Here is a 15,683-nt window from a genome sequence, read left to right as displayed (position 1 = left end):
GGAACTCGTCAGCCAGTCCCCGCAGTTGTGCGAACATGCGGACACCCACCCCCCCTCCCCCCTCCCCCCCCCCCCCCTCCCCCACCCCCCCCACCCCCCCCCCCCCCCCCCCCCCCACCCCACCCCCCCCCCCCCCCCCCACCCCCCCCCCCCCCACTCGGCTATTCGGCCACGGGCAGGTCCGCGCCGTCCCGCAGGAACAGCGGGATGCGGTCCAGCGGGGCGTCGACGGTCACGGCCGCGCCCCCTTCGTACGTCTCACCGGTCCACGCGTCGGTCCACCGGGCCCCCGCCGGGAGGTAGGCGGTACGGGCCGTCGCGCCCGCCGTGAGCACCGGTGCGACCAGGAGGTCGGGACCGAAGAGGTACGCGTCGTCCACCGACCAGGCGGCCTGGTCGTCCGGGAACTCCAGGAACAGCGGGCGCATGGCCGGCAGCCCCTCCTCGTGCGCGGCGCGCATGACATCGAGGACGTACGGCTTGAGGCGCTCGCGCAGCCGCAGGTACTTCTCCAGGATCGCGCCGGCCTCCTCGCCGTATGACCAGACCTCGTTCGGGCCGCCGGTCATGTCCGGGCCGAGCGGCATGCCCGGGTCGCGGAAGCCGTGCAGGCGCATCAGCGGGGACAGCGCGCCGAACTGGAACCAGCGGACCATGACCTCGCGGTACGCCGGGTCGTCCGGGTCGCCGCCGTGGAAGCCGCCGATGTCGGTGTTCCACCAAGGGATGCCGGAGAGCGCGGTGTTGAGGCCCGCCGCGATCTGGTGGCGCAGACTCGCGAAGTCCGTGCCGATGTCGCCGGACCACAGGGCGGCGCCGTAGCGCTGACTGCCCGCCCACGCCGAGCGGTTGAGGGTGACGACCTCGGTCTCGCCGGCGGCCAGCATGCCCTCGTAGAAGGCGCGGGCGTTTTCGCGCGGGTACATGTTGCCCACTTCGAGGCCGGGGCCCGCGTGATAGCGCAGGTTCTCCTGGAAGCCCGGCTTCAGCTCCGGCTCGCAGGCGTCCAGCCAGAAGGCCGTGATCCCGTACGGGTCGAGGTAGTTGTCCTTCACGCGCGACCACAGGAAGTCGCGTGCCTCGGGGTTCGTCGCGTCGTAGAAGGCCACCTGGACGGTGGACGCGACCCCCTTGTCGGGCCAGTCGGCGTGCGCCATCGGGCCGTACTCGGTGCCGATGAAGTACCCGCGCTGTTCCATGAGTTGATGGTTCTCGGAGAGGGGCGAGACGGACGGCCAGACGGACACGACGAGCTTGACGCCGAGTTCCGTGAGCTCTTGCTGCATCGCCGCGGGGTCGGGCCACTCGGCCGGGTCGAACTTCCAATCGCCCAGGTGGGTCCAGTGGAAGAAGTCGCAGACGATGACGGAGAGGGGGAGGCCCCGGCGCTTGTACTCCCGTGCCACTTCGAGGAGTTCGTCCTGCGTCCGGTAGCGCAGCTTGCACTGCCAGAAGCCCGCCGCCCACTCGGGCAGCATCGGCGTACGGCCGGTGGCGGCGCTGTAGCGGCGCTGGCCGTCGGCCGGGGTGCCCGCCGTGATCCAGTAGTCGAGCTGGCGGGCCGAGTCGGCGACCCAGCGGGTGCCGTTGCCCGCCAGCTCGACGCGGCCGATCGCCGGGCTGTTCCACAGGAAGGTGTAGCCGCGACTGGAGGCCAGCACCGGGATGGTCACCTCGGCGTTGCGCTGGATCAGGTCCAGGACCGCGCCCTTCTGGTCCAGCAGCCCGTGCTGATGCTGGCCGAGCCCGAACAGCTTCTCGCCCTCGTACGCGGCGAACCGCTGCTCCAGGCGGTGATGGCCGTTGCCGGTCGGGGTGTAGAGGCGCGAGCCCGGCCACCAGAAGTGCGCGCGCTCCTCGGCGAGCAGTTCGCTGCCGTCGGCGGTGCGGGTGAAACGGATGAGCCCCTCGGCGCTGACCTCGACGGTCAGCGCGCCGACCGTCAACTGGCCTTCACCGTCCTGGAGTTTGACGCTGCTCTCGGTGGCCTGCGGCTCGTCGAGCAGAGCGCCGGGAAGGTCCTCCAGGACCGGGCCGCCGAGGCGCGCGCGGACACGGACCGCGTCCGGGCCCCACGGCTCGATGCGTACGGTCTCCTGGCGGCCGCTCCACTCCAGCGCGCCGCCCCGCTCGCGGAACGTGCCGACGGTCGGGGAGGACTGCGCGAGGCTGACTGCGCCCTGAGGAGGCTGGTTTTCGGCAGGCTGATTCACGTGGGGTGCTCCTGAAGGAAAGGAGTGGTGACAGACCCGGCGCGGCTCTGGCGGCCGGGAAAGGAAGGGATGCCCCGTCGGGGCGGAAGAGGTGGGTGCGCGGTGCTCAGACGGCGCTCGGCGCCGGGCCTGTGCTCGCCCGCACCGTCAACTCGGGTGCGAGCAGCACGACTTCGTCCTTGCCATGCCCTTCGAGCTTGGCGATCAGATGCTCCACGGCGTGCCGGCCCATCTCCTGCGCGGGGATGGCGACCGAGGTCAGCCGCACCGAGGCCTGCGTGGCGACCTGGTCCGGGCAGATCGCGATCACCGAGACGTCCTCGGGCACGGCACGGCCCTGCTGGCGCAGCAGCGCGAGCAGCGGCTCGACCGCGGACTCGTTCTGTACGACGAAGCCCGTGGTACCCGGGCGCTCGTCGAAGACCCGGGCGAGGGTCAGGGACATCGCGTCGAAGCCGCCCTCGCAGGGACGGTGCAGCACGCGCAGGCCCAACTCCCGTGAACGGGACCGGAGTCCGTCGAGCGTGCGCTCGGCGAAGCCCGTGTGGCGCTCGTAGACCGCGGGCGCCTCGCCGATGACAGCGATGTCACGGTGGCCCAGCTTCGCCAGATGCTCGGCGCACAGTGCGCCCGTGGCGCCGAAGTCGAGGTCGACACAGGTCAGTCCGGAGGTGTCGGCGGGCAGTCCGATGAGCACGGACGGCTGGTCCGTCTCACGCAGCAGCGGCAGCCGCTCGTCGTCGAGTTCGACGTCCATCAGGATCATCGCGTCGGCGAGCCCGCTGCCGGTGACCCGGCGTACCGCGTCGGGACCCTCCTCGCCGGTGAGCAGCAGCACGTCGTACCCGTGGGTGCGGGCGTTGGTCGCCACCGCGATGGCGATCTCCATCATCACGGGCACGTACATGTCCGTGCGGAGCGGAATCATCAGGGCGATGATGTTGGACCTGCTGCTCGCCAGGGCCCGGGCGCCCGCGTTCGGGTGGTAGCCGAGCTCCTGGATGCTCCGCTCGACCCGCTGCCGGGTGCCCGCGGAGATGGACCGCTTGCCGCTGAGGACATAGCTCACCGTGCTCGCCGAGACTCCGGCGTGCTGGGCGACCTCGGCGAGGGTGACCATCCAGCTCTCCAAGCGTTGTGTGAAGCGCTTCGACAGTGCGCGTTGTGGATAAGGGCGAGTGAGGGTGGCTCGACAGTAGCTCGATGGGTGGTGGGTGTCCATAGGTTGTCGAAGCGCTTCGACACCTACTTTCTCGTGCCGCGCTTCGCCCCCTTTCCGGCGCCACGCTCGGGCACGTGATTTGCGGCCGCGCGGCAACCTCCCCGGCGTCCGGCGGCCACTGAGAGGGCGTACACAGACCGTCCCCCGGAAGGACCCCCGATGCAACACCGACGTCCTCGCTTCTCCAAGAAGGCCAAGATGCTGGTCGCCACGAGCGTCGCCCTCGCGGCCGCGGCGTCCGTCACCATCGCCCGGGCGGGCGAGGACAGCAAGAAGTGCGGCGCCTTCGACACCGTCACGATGGGCAAGTACTACGTCAACAACAACCTCTGGGGGCAGGACGACGGCACCGGTACCCAGTGCGTCTGGGACACCTCGCGGTCCGGCGACACCATCTCCTGGGGCACGGAGTACACCTGGGCCGGCAAGGCCGGCAAGGAAAACTCCGTGAAGTCGTACGCCAGTACGGTGCTCGGCTGGCACTGGGGCTGGAAGACCGACAAGGCCTCCACCGAGCTGCCCGTCCGGGTCGGCGACCGCAAGCCCGTCAGGACCAGCTGGGACTTCTCGGTCAGCTCCGACCCGGGCACCATGAACGTCGCGTACGACCTGTGGCTGCACGCCAAGAACAACGCGGACTGGCAGGACCAGCCCACCGACGAAATCATGGTCTGGCTCAACCGGCAGGGCGGCGCGGGCCCGCTCGGCACCAAGTACGGCAGCGTCAGCCTCGGCGGCGCGATGTGGGACATCTACCAGGGCGACATCGGCTGGAAGGTGTACTCCTTCGTCCGCCGCACGAACACCACCAAGGCCACCCTCAACCTGGACGACTTCACCCAGGCGCTGGTCCGCCGCAAGCTGCTGAGCAACGACAAGTACCTCTCCGGCATCGAGTCGGGCAGCGAGGTCTTCCGCGGCTCCGGACGGCTCGACACGAAGGCGTACTCGGTGGACATCGGCTGACACCCGGGGGCGCGCGTTGGGCCGAACGCTGCGCGAGGACTGGTGGGGTCACCCTGAATCGGGTACATACGATCGAGTAGCACCGGTCGGTAACGAACACCCCCAAGATCCCTATTCGCGGCGAGGTGACCCTCATGTCCGCAGCACCCCACCAGCCCACAGTCACTGAACGTGAGGCCCGCCAAGTCGCCGAGGCCGCGCGTGAACAGGACTGGCGCAAGCCCAGCTTCGCCAAGGAACTGTTCCTCGGCCGCTTCCGGCTCGACCTGATCCACCCGCACCCCCTGCCGCCCGACGAGGACGCGCAGCGCGGCGAGGAGTTCCTCGCCAAGCTGCGCGACTTCTGCGAGACGAAGATCGACTCGGCCCGCATCGAGCGCGAGGCGCAGATCCCGGACGCGACGATCGACGGGCTCAAGGACATCGGCGCCTTCGGCATGAAGATCGACACCAAGTACGGCGGTCTGGGCCTGACGCAGGTCTACTACAACAAGTCGCTCGCCCTGGTCGGCTCCGCGAGCCCGGCGATCGGCGCGCTGCTGTCCGCACACCAGTCGATCGGCGTACCGCAGCCGCTGAAGCTCTTCGGCACCCAGGAGCAGAAGGACACCTTCCTGCCGCGCTGCGCCCGCACCGACATCTCCGCCTTCCTCCTCACCGAGCCGGACGTCGGCTCCGACCCGGCGCGGCTCGCCACGTCCGCCGTACCGGACGGGGACGACTACGTCCTCGACGGAGTGAAACTCTGGACGACCAACGGCGTCGTCGCCGACCTCCTCGTCGTCATGGCCCGCGTGCCGAAGTCCGAGGGCCACAAGGGCGGCATCACGGCGTTCGTGGTGGAGGCGGGCTCCGAGGGCATCACCGTCGAGAACCGCAACGCCTTCATGGGCCTGCGCGGCCTGGAGAACGGCGTCACCCGCTTCCACCAGGTCCGGGTGCCCGCCGCGAACCGGATCGGACCGGAGGGCGCGGGCCTGAAGATCGCGCTCACCACGCTGAACACCGGCCGTCTCTCGCTGCCCGCCATGTGCGTGGGCGCGGGCAAGTGGTGTCTGAAGATCGCCCGCGAGTGGTCGGCGGCGCGCGAGCAGTGGGGCAAGCCGGTCGCCTTCCACGAGGCCGTCGGCGCGAAGATCTCCTTCATCGCGGCGACGACGTTCGCGCTGGAGGCTGTCGTCGACCTGTCCTCGCAGATGGCCGACGAGAACCGTAACGACATCCGCATCGAGGCCGCCCTCGCGAAGCTGTACGGCTCCGAGATGGGCTGTCTGATGGCCGACGAACTGGTCCAGATCCGCGGCGGCCGCGGCTTCGAGACCGCGGCGTCGCTGGCGGCCCGCGGGGAGCGGGCGGTTCCCGCCGAGCAGATCCTGCGCGACCTGCGGATCAACCGCATCTTCGAGGGCTCCACGGAGATCATGCACCTGCTGATCGCCCGCGAGGCCGTGGACGCCCATCTGTCCGTGGCCGGTGACCTCATCGACCCGGACAAGTCCCTCTCGGACAAGGCGAAGGCGGGCGCGAACGCCGGCGTCTTCTATGCCAAGTGGCTCCCGAAGCTGGTCGCGGGCGCCGGTCAGCTCCCTCGCTCGTACGGCGAATTCAACCAGGACGTCGACCTCTCACCCCACCTGCGCTACGTCGAACGCAGCGCCCGCAAGCTGGCCCGCTCCACCTTCTACGCCATGTCCCGCTGGCAGGGCCGGATGGAGACCAAGCAGGGCTTCCTGGGCCGGATCGTCGACATCGGTGCCGAGCTCTTCGCGATGAGCGCGGCCTGCGTCCGCGCCGAACTCCTGCGCACCACCGGGGAGCACGGCCGCGAGGCCTACCAGCTCGCCGACGCGTTCTGCCGGCAGTCCCGCATCCGCGTCGACGAACTCTTCGACCGCCTGTGGACCAACACCGACGACCTCGACCGCAAGGTGGTCAAGGGTGTCCTGTCGGGCACCTACGCATGGCTGGAGGAGGGCGTCATCGACCCGTCGGGCGAGGGCCCGTGGATCGCCGACGCGACGCCGGGCCCGAGCAAGAAGGAGAACGTCCACCGCCCCATTCGCTGACCCTTTCCCCAGGAATGCACAGCAGCCCCCGTTCGCCATTCTGCTGCTTGCCGCACCGAAGCTGTGCGTCAACAATGAGTGGAATGGTGAACGGGGACAGCAGATGCGCCAAGGAGTCGGGGAAGAATACAGTCACGGAAATTCCGTACAGCTGACGCGCACCCGCGGGGAGGCCTGGCGCCGGCTCGATGAGACAGATCCCGTGCGGGCCTTGCGGACGGTGCGCGATGAGGTGCGCCCGCTGGCACAGAAACTCCGCGAGACCGCGCCGGAGACCTTCGAGGCGCACCGGGACGCCCTCGCCGTCCTCCTGAACGAGTGCGCGCGCGCCCTGGTCGACGAGGTGCCGCGGCCGTCCGTGGCCACCTTCGACGCCGTACGGATCCGCAGAATCGACCCCCGTGACGTCGACGGTCTGCTCGACGCGGGACGGCCGGGTGAACGGCCCGTCATTCAGCAGCTTTTCCGCGGTGCGCTCGACGTGGTCAAGGACCCCGCACTGCGCGAGGTGATCAAAGCGAATCAACAGGGTGTCCATATTCTCCAGCGCGCCAATCGCCGGATAGGGATGCTCATGGACGCCGTTCAGTTGTGGGGGAATTCCCATGGCAGGTAAGGGTCTGGACGCCATCACCGGCAGGATCATGCGGGCCGGTGAGGGCAGGATGCTGCGTCGCCTTGAGCGCGTCGCCGAGCAGGTCGGCTCCTTGGAGGAGGAGTTCAAGGAGCTGAGCGACGAGGAACTCCAGGCGCTCACCCCGGAATTCAAAGAGCGGTACGAGGGCGGGGAGAGCCTGGACGACCTGCTGCCGGAGGCCTTCGCCGCGATCCGCGAGGCGGCCCGGCGCACCCTCGGCATGCGCCACTTCGACGTACAGATCATGGGCGGCGCGGCCCTCCACCTCGGCAACATCGCCGAGATGCAGACCGGCGAGGGAAAGACCCTGGTCGGCACCCTGCCGGTGTATCTGAACGCCTTGACCGGCAAGGGAGTTCACCTCGTCACGGTCAACGACTACCTGGCCGAGCGGGACGCCGAGTGGATGGGCCGCGCATACCGGTTCATGGGTCTGACCGTCGGCGTGATCAAGACGCAGTCGACCCCGGCCGAGCGTCGCGCGCAGTACGCCTGCGACATCACGTACGGCACCAACACGGAATTCGGCTTCGACTATCTGCGCGACAACATGGCGTGGTCGCAGGACGAACTGGTGCAGCGCGGCCACCACTTCGCGATCGTCGACGAGGCCGACTCGATCTTGATCGACGAGGCGCGCACCCCGCTGATCATCTCCGGCCCGGCCGACCAGCCGACGCACTGGTACGAGGCCTTCGCCGCGTTCGCGCTGCGGATGAAGGGCGTCCTGGTGCAGGAGGAGCAGTTCACCACCCAGGCGGACAAGGACCGGCTCGCCGAACTGCGCACGCGGCACGACTACGAATACGACCCGAAGAAGCGCACCGTGGCGATCCTGGACCGCGGCGTGGAGTACCTCCAGGACCAGCTCGGCATCGACAGCCTCTACGAGTCCGACCACACCCCGCTCATCGGGCACCTCAACAACGCCCTCAAGGCCAAGGAACACTTCAAGAAGGACAAGGATTACGTGGTGGTGGACGGCGAGGTCCTTATCGTCGACGAGCACACCGGGCGCATCCTCGCGGGCCGCCGCTACAACGAAGGGCTGCACCAGGCGATCGAGGCCAAGGAAGGCGTGTCGATCAAGGACGAGAATCAGACCCTCGCCACGATCACCCTGCAGAACTTCTTCCGCCTCTACGAGAAGCTCGCCGGAATGACCGGCACCGCGATGACCGAGGCGGCCGAGTTCCACCAGATCTACAAGCTGCACGTCGTGCCGATTCCCACGAACCGGCCGATGGTCCGCCGCGACGACCCCGACCAGATCTACCGCACCGAGGAGGCGAAGTACGCCGCGATCCTCGCGGACATCGCCGAGAAGCACGAGCTGGGCCAGCCGATCCTGGTGGGCACCACCTCCGTCGAGAAGTCCGAGGTGCTGTCCGCGCGGCTCAGGAAGCAGGGCATCCGGCACGAGGTGCTCAACGCCAAGAACCACCAGCGCGAGGCGCAGATCGTCGCCCAGGCCGGACGCAAGGGCGCCGTCACCGTGGCCACCAACATGGCGGGCCGCGGCACCGACATCATGCTCGGCGGCAACCCGGAGGCGATGGCGCTCGCCGAGACGGGCGACGACGCGGAGCCGGAGGACCGCCGCGAGGTGCTCGACCGGATCACCTCCTCGGTCGCCGCCGAGCACGACGAGGTCAAGGAACTGGGCGGCCTCTACGTCCTCGGCACCGAGCGCCACGAGTCACGGCGCATCGACAACCAGCTGCGCGGCCGCTCCGGCCGCCAGGGCGACCCCGGCGCCTCCCGCTTCTACCTCTCGCTCCAGGACGACCTGATGCGGCTGTTCCGCGCCAACGTGGTGGACCGCGTGATGTCGATGGCGAACGTCCCCGACGACGTCCCCATCGAGAACAAGATGGTCACCCGTGCCATCGCCTCCGCCCAGGCCCAGCTGGAGCAGCAGCACTTCGAGTCCCGCAAGGACGTCCTGAAGTTCGACGAGGTCCTCAACCGGCAGCGCACGCTCATCTACGCCGAACGCCGCCGCGTTCTCGCGGGCGAGGACCTGCGCGAGCAGATCCTGCACTTCATGGACGACACCGTCCGGGCGTACATCGAGCAGGAGACGAGCGAGGGCTTCCCCGAGGAGTGGGACCTCGAGCGGCTCTGGGGCGCGCTCGAGCAGCTCTACCCCGTGCGGCTCACCATCGACGACCTGGAGGAGGAGGCGGGCGACCGCGCGAACCTCACCGCCGACGAGCTGATCCAGGCGGTCATGGAGGACATCCACACCCGCTACGAGGAGCGGGAGGCCGAACTCGGCTCCGACGCCCTGCGTGACCTGGAGCGCCTCGTCGTCCTCTCCGTCCTCGACCGCAAATGGCGCGAGCACCTCTACGAGATGGACTACCTCCGCGACGGCATCGGGCTGCGCTGGACGCTCGGCCGGGAGCCGATCGTCGAGTACGAGCGCGAGGGCTTCGACATGTACGGCGCGATGACCGACGCCATCAAGGAGGAGTCCGTCGGTTATGTCTTCAACCTCGACGCCACGGCCCCGGGCACCGAGCCCCGCCGTGCGCCGACCGACGGGCTCCACTTCACCGCTCCGACGCTGGACACGGCCGAGGGCGTCGTCGAGGGCGACTTCGTCCCCACGGAAGCGATCGCGTCGGATTCGCCCCCCGAGCTCGAACTCGCCGACGCGCCCGTGCCTCCTGTCCCGCCCCGCCGCAGCACCAGGTCGCGCAAGCAGCGCCGACGCAAGCGCTGAACGCAGGGCTCAGCAGTATTTGTCGCCCGGATCGTGCGTCGTCCACGAACACGAGTCGCATTCACAAAGGGCGATTCCGGTTCATCCGGCACCTTGGGGTGGTAATGCGGCGGGAAAAGGGGCGCCCTGTCCTGCCGGGGACGCGTAGCGGCCACAATGGAGGGATGAGCGACAGTCCAGCCCCACTCGCCGATCCGCATCTTGTCTTCGACCCCGTGGACGGAGTCCGGGATGTCGTGATCCTCGGCTCCACCGGATCGATCGGCACCCAGGCCATCGACCTCGTGCTGCGCAACCCCGATCGGTTCCGGGTCACCGCGCTCTCCGCCGCAGGCGGGAGGGTCGGACTGCTCGCGGAGCAGGCCCACCGGCTACGGGTGAAGACGGTCGCCGTCGCGCGCGAGGCCGTCGTACCGGCGCTGCGCGAGGCCCTCGCCGGGCAGTACGCCCCCGGTGAGGCCCTTCCCGAGATCCTGGCCGGGGCGGACGCCGCCACCCAGCTCGCCGCCTCCGACTGCCACACCGTGCTCAACGGCATCACCGGCTCCATCGGCCTCGCCCCGACCCTCGCCGCTCTGGAGGCGGGCCGCACCCTCGCGCTCGCCAACAAGGAGTCGCTCATCGTCGGCGGCCCGCTGGTGAAGGCGGTGGCCAAGCCGGGCCAGATCATCCCGGTCGACTCCGAGCACGCGGCTCTCTTCCAGGCTCTTGCCTCCGGCACCCGGGCGGACGTACGCAAACTCGTCGTCACCGCCTCCGGGGGCCCCTTCCGGGGACGTACGAAATCCGAACTGGCGGACGTCACCCCCGAGAACGCCCTGGCCCACCCCACCTGGGCCATGGGACCGGTGATCACGATCAACTCCGCGACCCTGGTCAACAAGGGGCTGGAAGTCATCGAGGCGCACCTCCTCTACGACATTCCCTTCGAGCGGATTGAGGTGGTCGTGCACCCGCAGTCGTATGTCCACTCGATGGTGGAATTCACGGACGGATCGACGATCGCCCAGGCGACGCCCCCCGACATGCGGGGGCCGATCGCCATCGGGCTCGGCTGGCCCGAGCGCGTCCCGGACGCGGCGCCCGCTTTCGACTGGACCAAGGCCTCGAGCTGGGAGTTCTTCCCGCTCGACAACGACGCGTTCCCCTCGGTCGGGCTCGCCCGGCACGTCGGGCAGCTCGCGGGTACGGCACCGGCGGTGTTCAATGCCGCCAATGAGGAGTGCGTGGACGCGTTCCTGAACGGCACACTGCCGTTCAACGGGATCATGGAGACCGTCACACGGGTGGTCGAGGAACACGGCACTCCCCCACTCTCGGCTACGCTCGAGCGGGGGGACCCCCACCGTACGGGAACTTCCCTGACCGTCGCGGACGTCCTCGAAGCGGAGACCTGGGCGCGCGCCCGGGCCCGTGAACTGACGGCACAGACGACAACCGCGGAGGCTCGTGCATGACGACCCTGATGATGATCCTCGGCATAGTCGTCTTCGTGGTCGGCCTGCTCGTCTCGATCGCGTGGCACGAGCTGGGACATCTGTCGACGGCCAAGCTCTTCGGCATCCGCGTGCCGCAGTACATGGTCGGCTTCGGCCCGACCATCTGGTCGCGCAAGAAGGGCGACACCGAGTACGGCGTGAAGGCGGTCCCGCTGGGCGGCTACATCCGCATGATCGGAATGTTCCCGCCCGGCCCGGACGGCCGTATCGAGGCCCGCTCGACCTCTCCCTTCCGCGGCATGATCGAGGACGCCAGGTCGGCAGCCTTCGAGGAGCTCGAGCCCGGCGACGAGACCCGCCTCTTCTACACGCGCAAGCCGTGGAAGCGCGTGATCGTGATGTTCGCGGGCCCCTTCATGAACCTCATCCTGGCCGTCGCGATCTTCCTCGGCGTGATGATGACGTTCGGCGTCCAGACCCAGACCACCACGGTCGGCAAGGTCTCGGACTGCGTCATCCAGCAGAGCGAGAATCGCTCGAAGTGCGAGAAGGGCGACCAGGCCGCGCCCGCCATGGCCGCCGGGCTCAAGGGCGGCGACAAGATCGTCGCGTTCGACGGCAAGGCGGTCGAAGACTGGTCGGCCCTCCAGTCCGACATCCGCGCCAACCCCGGCAAGGACGTCACGATCACCGTCGAGCGCAAGGGCAAGCAGGTCGACCTGACCGCCCACCTGATCAAGAACCAGGTCAGCAAGACCGACGGCAGCGGCGGCTATGTCGAGGGCCAGTACGTGTACGCCGGCTTCCTCGGCTTCACGCCCGCCTCCGGCATCGTCGAGCAGTCGTTCGGGCAGTCCGTGAACCGCATGGGCGACATGATGCAGAACGGCGTCGAGTCGCTGGTCTCGCTGCCCGGCAAGGTCCCCGACCTGTGGAACGCGGCCTTCGGTGACGGCCCGCGCAAGGCCGACTCCCCGATGGGCGTGGTCGGCGCGGCGCGCATCGGCGGCGACGTCTTCACGCTCGACATCCCGGCGTCCCAGCAGGTCGCGATGATGCTGCTGCTCGTCGCGGGCTTCAACCTCTCCCTGTTCCTCTTCAACATGCTCCCGCTGCTCCCGCTCGACGGCGGGCACATCGCGGGCGCGCTGTGGGAGTCCCTGCGCCGGAACACGGCGAAGGTGCTGCGGCGGCCCGACCCGGGCCCGTTCGACGTGGCGAAGCTGATGCCCGTCGCGTACGTGGTGGCCGGAATCTTCGTCTGCTTCACGATTCTGGTCTTCATCGCGGACGTGGTTAACCCGGTGAAAATCTCCTAGTAAGGCAGTGTTTGTGGCGGCCAGGCATCCTGTGTGCCCGGCCGCCCACCAATGAGTGCGTTTACGGGTGGGATGTGCTCGGACCTGAGCCCGTGCCGTAATCTCGAAGCCTGGAGCCCACGATTCCGGGACCTTGATCCACAACTTGGGGTTGCACAGCAGATGACTGCGATTTCTCTCGGCATGCCGTCCGTTCCGACCAAGCTCGCCGAGCGTCGGAAGAGCCGGCAGATCCAGGTCGGAACCGTGGCCGTGGGTGGAGACGCACCCGTCTCGGTGCAGTCGATGACGACGACGCGTACGTCGGACATCGGCGCGACGCTGCAGCAGATCGCCGAGCTGACGGCATCCGGCTGCCAGATCGTGCGCGTGGCCTGCCCCACGCAGGACGACGCGGACGCGCTCGCGACGATCGCCCGCAAGTCCCAGATCCCGGTGATCGCGGACATCCACTTCCAGCCGAAGTACGTCTTCGCCGCGATCAACGCGGGCTGCGCGGCCGTTCGCGTCAACCCCGGCAACATCAAGCAGTTCGACGACCAGGTCAAGGAGATCGCGCGGGCCGCGAAGGACACCGGCACCCCGATCCGGATCGGCGTCAACGCGGGCTCGCTCGACAGGCGGCTGCTCCAGAAGTACGGCAAGGCGACGCCCGAGGCGCTCGTCGAGTCCGCGCTCTGGGAGTGCTCGCTCTTCGAGGAGCACGACTTCCGGGACATCAAGATCTCGGTCAAGCACAACGACCCGGTGATCATGGTCAACGCGTACCGGCAGCTGGCGGCCGCGTGCGACTACCCGCTGCACCTCGGTGTGACCGAGGCCGGTCCCGCCTTCCAGGGCACGATCAAGTCGGCGGTGGCCTTCGGGGCGCTGCTGAGTGAGGGCATCGGCGACACCATCCGCGTCTCCCTGTCGGCGCCGCCCGCCGAGGAGGTCAAGGTCGGCCTCCAGATCCTGGAGTCCCTGAACCTCAAGCAGCGCGGTCTGGAGATCGTCTCCTGCCCGTCCTGCGGTCGCGCCCAGGTCGACGTCTACAAGCTGGCCGAGGAAGTCACCGCCGGTCTGACCGGCATGGAGGTCCCGCTCCGCGTCGCCGTCATGGGCTGCGTGGTGAACGGCCCCGGCGAGGCCCGCGAGGCCGACCTCGGCGTCGCCTCCGGCAACGGCAAGGGGCAGATCTTCGTCAAGGGCGAGGTCATCAAGACCGTGCCCGAGTCGAAGATCGTGGAGACCCTCATCGAGGAAGCGATGAAGATCGCGGAGCAGATGGAGGCGGACGGTATCGCTTCCGGCGAGCCGTCGGTGTCGGTGGCCGGCTGAGTTCCTCTCGCCCCCGCCGCCCCTACCCTCCTCGAACGCCGGAGGGGCTGATTTTCAGCCCCTCCGGCGTTCGAGGACGAGCGCGTCAGCGCGATACGGGGGTCTGGGGGCGGAGCCCCCAGGGACGGGACGGGTAGGGGCGGCGGGGGCGAATTCCGCCAGGTACAGTGCGGAGATCAGCAGACCCCAGGGTGAGGCCCCCCGCACGTGTTGACCCAGACCACCACCAGGGTCCTCGAACCGAGTGACCTGGACGCCGCGCTCGCCGTCCTCGACCGCGAGCCGGTCGCGAACGCTTTCGTCGCGTCCCGGGTGCAGGTCGCGGGCCTCGACCCGTGGCGGCTCGGCGGCGAGATGTGGGGCTGGTACGAGGACGGCATGCTGCAGTCCCTGTGCTACGCGGGCGCCAACCTGGTCCCGATCTGCGCGACCCCGCGAGCCGTCCGCGGCTTCGCCGACCGGGCGCGCAGGACGGGCCGCCGCTGCTCCTCCATCGTCGGCCCCGCCGAAGCCACCGCCCAGCTGTGGCGGCTGCTCGAACCGAGCTGGGGCCCGGCCCGCGAGGTCCGCCCCCACCAGCCGCTGATGGTCACCGACCGGCTCCCCGCCGACCTCGCCCCGGATCCGTACGTCCGCCGCATCCGCAAGGACGAGATGGAGACGATCATGCCGGCGTGCGTGGCGATGTTCACCGAGGAGGTCGGTGTCTCGCCGCTCGCCGGTGACGGCGGGCTGCTCTACCAGGCACGGGTGGCCGAACTCGTCGGCTCCGGGCGCTCGTTCGCCCGCGTCGACCAGCACGGCAAGGTCGTCTTCAAGGCGGAGATCGGCGCCGCCACCACGCAGGCCTGCCAGATCCAGGGCGTCTGGGTCGCCCCCGAATACCGGGGCCAGGGACTCGCGGGCCCCGGCATGGCCGCCGTCCTGCGGTACGCGCTCGCGGACGTCGCCCCGGTCGTGAGCCTGTACGTCAACGACTTCAACACCCCCGCCCGGGCCGCGTACCGAAGGGTGGGCTTCCAGGAGGTCGGCGCGTTCATGAGCGTGCTGTTCTAGCGCCCCTGCAGGGGCGCGGGGCTGTGACATGCGCGGCTCCGCCGCGTGGGCGCGACCGGCCCCCACCGGGCCCGCGGCCGAACGACAACCCCCAGTCCCCGGCGCGATCCGGCGAAGCGCCCCGGTAGTCTCCCCGGCATGCTGCGCTTCCCCGGTCAGGGCCCCCGCACCCCCGACGACGTGGTCATCGGCCCGCTGGATCTCGCCGCGCGCGTCGACGAGGCGCTCGCCGTACAGGCCCTCGCCTTCGGGCTCGGGGCCGAAGAGATCGCCGTACGCCGTCAGATCGTGCTGCGCCACCTCACCTACCCGGGCGCCCGCTCGCTCGGCGCGACGACGGCCGACGGACGGCTCGTCGGCTTCGTCTACGGCATGCCCAACGACCGTACGCACTGGTGGTCCACCGTCGTCGAGCCGTATCTGCGCGGCCAGGGCCACGACGCCTGGCTCGACGACTCCTTCGTGATCACCGAACTACACGTCCACCCGCGCTACCAGAACCTCGGCATCGGCCGCGCGCTGATCACCACCATCACCGACAGCGCAGCCGAACCGCGCTCGATCCTCTCCGCGATCGACACGGACAGCCCGGCCCGCGGCCTGTACCACTCACTGGGCTACGAGGACCTCGCGCGCCGGGTCCACTTCCCCAGCGCACCCAAGCCGTACGCCGTCATGGGCGCCCCCTTGCCGCTCCGCAGGCACTAACCGATT

At 69.3% G+C, this 15,683-nt stretch carries 11 protein-coding genes; 9 read left to right on the top strand and 2 right to left on the bottom strand.

The features are described 5' to 3' along the window. Positions 1–161 precede the first annotated feature (161 nt). On the bottom strand, positions 162–2,213 hold the full coding sequence (locus ACZ4WS_RS35470; RefSeq protein ID WP_467986957.1) for a glycoside hydrolase family 31 protein: 2,052 nt from the start codon (positions 2,211–2,213) through the stop codon (positions 162–164). Positions 2,214–2,319: 106 nt separating this feature from the next. Beyond that, positions 2,320–3,333, bottom strand: coding sequence for a LacI family DNA-binding transcriptional regulator (locus ACZ4WS_RS35465; protein WP_467986956.1), 1,014 nt, complete (start codon positions 3,331–3,333; stop codon positions 2,320–2,322). Between the two features lie 261 nt (positions 3,334–3,594). Here ACZ4WS_RS35465 and ACZ4WS_RS35460 point away from each other — a divergent pair, with 261 nt between their 5' ends. The 9 genes from ACZ4WS_RS35460 (at position 3,595) to ACZ4WS_RS35420 (ending at position 15,677) form a co-directional block, all read left to right on the top strand. Then, positions 3,595–4,401, top strand: coding sequence for a GH12 family glycosyl hydrolase domain-containing protein (locus ACZ4WS_RS35460; RefSeq protein WP_467986955.1), 807 nt, complete (start codon positions 3,595–3,597; stop codon positions 4,399–4,401). A gap of 134 nt (positions 4,402–4,535) precedes the next feature. After that, positions 4,536–6,467, top strand: a complete 1,932-nt coding sequence (locus ACZ4WS_RS35455) for an acyl-CoA dehydrogenase family protein (RefSeq protein ID WP_467986954.1) — start codon at positions 4,536–4,538, stop codon at positions 6,465–6,467. A 202-nt stretch (positions 6,468–6,669) separates the two neighbouring features. After that, on the top strand, positions 6,670–7,083 hold the full coding sequence (locus tag ACZ4WS_RS35450) for a hypothetical protein (RefSeq protein WP_467986953.1): 414 nt from the start codon (positions 6,670–6,672) through the stop codon (positions 7,081–7,083). Next, on the top strand, positions 7,073–9,835 hold the full coding sequence (secA, locus tag ACZ4WS_RS35445; RefSeq protein ID WP_467986952.1) for a preprotein translocase subunit SecA: 2,763 nt from the start codon (positions 7,073–7,075) through the stop codon (positions 9,833–9,835). Before ACZ4WS_RS35450 ends, secA begins: the two co-directional genes overlap by 11 nt. A gap of 164 nt (positions 9,836–9,999) precedes the next feature. Next, the gene (gene dxr, locus ACZ4WS_RS35440) at positions 10,000–11,292 is read left to right on the top strand and encodes a 1-deoxy-D-xylulose-5-phosphate reductoisomerase (RefSeq protein WP_467986951.1); all 1,293 of its coding nucleotides are present in this window, start codon (positions 10,000–10,002) and stop codon (positions 11,290–11,292) included. Beyond that, positions 11,289–12,593 carry a M50 family metallopeptidase gene (locus ACZ4WS_RS35435; protein ID WP_467986950.1) on the top strand — a complete coding sequence of 435 codons (1,305 nt, stop codon included), beginning with the start codon at positions 11,289–11,291 and terminating at the stop codon, positions 12,591–12,593. Before dxr ends, ACZ4WS_RS35435 begins: the two co-directional genes overlap by 4 nt. Positions 12,594–12,755: 162 nt before the next feature. After that, positions 12,756–13,913: a flavodoxin-dependent (E)-4-hydroxy-3-methylbut-2-enyl-diphosphate synthase gene (ispG, locus tag ACZ4WS_RS35430; RefSeq protein ID WP_467986949.1), complete on the top strand. Its 1,158-nt coding sequence runs from the start codon at positions 12,756–12,758 to the stop codon at positions 13,911–13,913. 207 nt (positions 13,914–14,120) lie between these two features. Beyond that, the gene (locus ACZ4WS_RS35425; protein WP_467986947.1) at positions 14,121–14,969 is read left to right on the top strand and encodes a GNAT family N-acetyltransferase; all 849 of its coding nucleotides are present in this window, start codon (positions 14,121–14,123) and stop codon (positions 14,967–14,969) included. A 138-nt stretch (positions 14,970–15,107) separates the two neighbouring features. After that, the gene (locus tag ACZ4WS_RS35420) at positions 15,108–15,677 is read left to right on the top strand and encodes a GNAT family N-acetyltransferase (protein WP_467986946.1); all 570 of its coding nucleotides are present in this window, start codon (positions 15,108–15,110) and stop codon (positions 15,675–15,677) included. The last annotated feature ends 6 nt before the right edge of the window (positions 15,678–15,683 follow it).

It is taken from the genome of Streptomyces sp. NPDC029292 (genome assembly GCF_055569295.1).
Note: the sequence above shows the minus strand (reverse complement) of the source record. Positions and strands in the feature narration are given on the sequence as shown.

Coding starts and splice junctions, on each gene's coding strand:
- ACZ4WS_RS35465 (WP_467986956.1), bottom strand. CDS start 3,333: ATGGTCACCCTCGCCGAGGTCGCCCAGCACGCCGGAGTCTCGGCGAGC.
- ACZ4WS_RS35460 (WP_467986955.1), top strand. CDS start 3,595: ATGCAACACCGACGTCCTCGCTTCTCCAAGAAGGCCAAGATGCTGGTC.
- ACZ4WS_RS35455 (WP_467986954.1), top strand. CDS start 4,536: ATGTCCGCAGCACCCCACCAGCCCACAGTCACTGAACGTGAGGCCCGC.
- secA (WP_467986952.1), top strand. CDS start 7,073: ATGGCAGGTAAGGGTCTGGACGCCATCACCGGCAGGATCATGCGGGCC.
- dxr (WP_467986951.1), top strand. CDS start 10,000: ATGAGCGACAGTCCAGCCCCACTCGCCGATCCGCATCTTGTCTTCGAC.
- ACZ4WS_RS35435 (WP_467986950.1), top strand. CDS start 11,289: ATGACGACCCTGATGATGATCCTCGGCATAGTCGTCTTCGTGGTCGGC.
- ispG (WP_467986949.1), top strand. CDS start 12,756: ATGACTGCGATTTCTCTCGGCATGCCGTCCGTTCCGACCAAGCTCGCC.
- ACZ4WS_RS35420 (WP_467986946.1), top strand. CDS start 15,108: ATGCTGCGCTTCCCCGGTCAGGGCCCCCGCACCCCCGACGACGTGGTC.